General features: G+C 49.3%; 3 protein-coding genes. 2 read left to right on the forward strand and 1 reads right to left on the reverse strand.

All coding sequences use genetic code 11. The features are described 5' to 3' along the window. Positions 1–180 (reverse strand): hypothetical protein (locus HQL65_20510; protein MBF0138617.1); only part of this gene is annotated, 180 nt, incomplete at its 3' end. A gap of 266 nt (positions 181–446) precedes the next feature. On the opposite strand from HQL65_20510, the gene HQL65_20515 reads away from it, so the two are divergent. Continuing rightward, positions 447–1,610, forward strand: a complete 1,164-nt coding sequence (locus HQL65_20515) for an ATP-binding protein (GenBank protein ID MBF0138618.1) — start codon at positions 447–449, stop codon at positions 1,608–1,610. Next, on the forward strand, positions 1,537–3,045 hold the full coding sequence (locus HQL65_20520) for a S8 family peptidase (GenBank protein ID MBF0138619.1): 1,509 nt from the start codon (positions 1,537–1,539) through the stop codon (positions 3,043–3,045). The genes HQL65_20515 and HQL65_20520 overlap by 74 nt, the downstream gene beginning before the upstream one ends. Positions 3,046–3,078 lie beyond the last annotated feature (33 nt).

Here is a 3,078-nt window from a genome sequence, read left to right on the forward strand (position 1 = left end):
CAAATCTTGAAAAGCACCCAGACCATGATCAAACTCTTCCCCTTTTTGCCACCTTGCGGAGGATAACATACTCTGGAAAATCTTCGCAAGTCTATGCAAATGTGAAAGCCAGACGGTGTCTTGTTCCAGCCGAATTTCGAACATGCCGTTTTTGGTCTGATACATGTTGATTTCATTCATGATCTGTTCCTGAAGTTCCCGTGTGTCTGAAAGAGTCTGGCAAGTTGGCATGCGATACGGCCCGACCAAAAAAATTCTTTTTCACGAGTTGTGTGGCGGGTTTTTCTCGCAGAACCGTTGTGACGCACCTGACCGACACGAGCAGGGATGGCAATCACGAGTCGATTCAGAATCGGGTTTGACTTTTGACGTGTCAGTGACGATACGTAATCATGCCCGTCTGGTATCTGAAAATCGCTGGAACAATAAATCGGGAGTCCATTCACATGGCGCGTTCGGATCTTTTGCTGGACCTGGTACGTTCAGGGACACGGGGTGATCAGGCCCTGTTTCGCAAAACGCTGGAAGCCATCATCAGTGAGGAGAGATCCAGGCAGCATCATGTGTTGGCCAATCGTCTTGCCGCATATCTTGGCCATGGTCCGGGGAATATTCCCGCTTCGTCTGGCACACTTCAGCCATGGCGAGCCAATGGTGGAGGAAGTGATTTTTTGTTTGAAACAACGCCCAATCGTCAACTGGAGGATTTGATCCTTGCCGATACATCTCTTGCAGCTTGTCGGGAGCTGATTGACGAGCAGCAACGGGCCGATCTGTTACGCGCACATAATCTGGAACCGCGCCACCGGGTATTGTTGGCCGGACCGCCCGGCAATGGCAAGACATCTCTGGCCGAGGCATTGGCCTATGAATTGTCCATCCCTTTGCTGGTGGTGCGTTATGATGCCGTCATCACCAGTTTTCTCGGTGAAACCTCATCCCGTCTTGCCAGGCTGTTTGATTATGTCCGCACCCGACATTGCGTCCTTTTTTTGGATGAATTCGATGTTTTGGGCAAGGAGCGGGGTGATGTTCACGAAACCGGGGAGATCAAGCGGGTTGTCAGTTCGCTGCTACTCCAGGTTGATGCCCTTCCCAGTCATGTTGTGGTGGTCACGGCGACCAACCATCCGGAGCTTTTGGATCGGGCGGTCTGGCGGCGATTTCAACTGCGATTGCACCTGGATCACCCTACCCGCGCCCAGGCTGAAAAGTGGTTCCAACGTTTTGCCGACAGGTTTGAACAGAAACTTGGGTATACACCTGGTCTCCTGGCTGAAAAACTCTCAGGCGTGAGTTTTTCGGAACTGGAGCAATTTGGACTTGACATCCAGAGGCGTTATATTTTATCAATCCCCAATGATAATTTAAAACAGATCGTCACCGAGCGATTGGCCCAGTGGCACAATCGATTTTCCATGAACTGCCATGCCAGTACGCCTGCCAAGGTTTTCAATGACCCAACGCCCGCTTCTTCTCCTGCCGGTTCCAGGAAGTCCAATCGAACGCAAAAAAAAGAGGGGAGGTTCCGGGAAGATGGGCCTTCCGTCCTGCCAGAGGCAAGCAGTCAGACTTGCACCCCGTTTCCAGGCACTCCAAAAAGCGTTTGAGGAAAAACAAGCCCTGTTGCGTTCGGATGTAGCTGGAATTGTACCGGAAAATGTCCTGGTTTTAGAAACCATCGGCACGGTTGAAGATTTTCATTCTGCATTGAAAAAAATTGCTGGGCTGGAGTGGATGGGCGAATTTGATCCGGTGGATAAAATTCCACCGGATGATGATTTTTTTAACCTGAATAAAAAAGGAAATCGTGACGAGAAAGAGTTGCGTGGCAGGGTCTATCTGGCCTTATTCAATCATCGTGCATGGCATGAGCTGAAATCATTGTGGGAAAGGTGGCAAAAAGGGGAAGAGTTTGATCATGGTCTGGGTGCTTTTCAAGATTTGTTTGCCCATTTATATGATATTCGTCCATGGGGTATTCAGGATCGGTTTTTGGAAACAGGCGTGATGGATGATTGGCAGGATCGACTTGTACATGAAGTTGATTCCGTCCCGTGCGAAATTGAACTCTGGTTCCGCAAAACCCCATCCAAGCGATCCGAAACCGCAAGACAGGTCAAGGCCTTGGTGCAGCAGCAAGGCGGAAAAGTTTTGAAACAAACGATTATTGAGGATATTGGCTATCATGCATTATTGATCGAAGTTCCCGCTGCTGCCGTATCGCAAATTCTCAATCATGGTCAAAATGTGAATCTGGTGATGTGTGATCATATTCAGTTTTTCAGGGCCTCTGGCCAAATGGCCGCCGGCATGCCTCCTGGAGAGATATTTTATGAAACTCCGGTTTTGCCAACATTACCGGTTTCCAAGTTTTCCCCAGTGGCAGCCATACTGGACGGGATGCCATTGCAAAATCACGACAGATTGTCCGATAGATTGATTATTGATGACCCAGACAATTTTGAAGAGGCGTATCAGGCATCTGAAAGGAAACATGGTACAGCCATGGCTTCCTTGATCTTGTGGGGGGATTTACTGGCCAATGAGTCTCCCTTGCAACGTCCCCTGTATGTTCGCCCGATTATGCAACCCGATATTCGTGATTGGCGCAATTCAAGAGAAGAATCGATTCCAGACCATATTTTGGTGGTTGACTTGATTTATCGGGCGGTGCGACGCATTTTTGAAGGAGATGGTGATGAGCCTGCCAGTGCGCCAGGCATTATTCTGATCAATCTTTCCATTGGGATGCGAGATCGTCCCTTTGAAGGAGCGTTGAGTCCGTTGGCCCGGTTATTGGATTGGCTTTCCTGGCGCTACAGTGTGTTGTTTCTGGTCAGTGCCGGCAATCATGCCAATCCCGTAAAATTGGATATGTCTCCAAGTAAATTTCGTTTGTTACCAGAAATTGAGAAGTCAAAAAATATCCTTGCGGCTGTGGCAGCGGATGTGCGCAACCGCAGACTGTTATCCCCAGCGGAAGCCATGAATGTGCTGACCGTGGCCTCTGTCCATAACGATTATCCTAAATCCGGCAGTTGACTGGTAGTGACCTTGCCATCGGGGGAGGTTTGA

It is taken from the genome of Magnetococcales bacterium, assembly GCA_015228935.1.
Lineage (GTDB): Bacteria > Pseudomonadota > Magnetococcia > Magnetococcales > DC0425bin3 > HA3dbin3.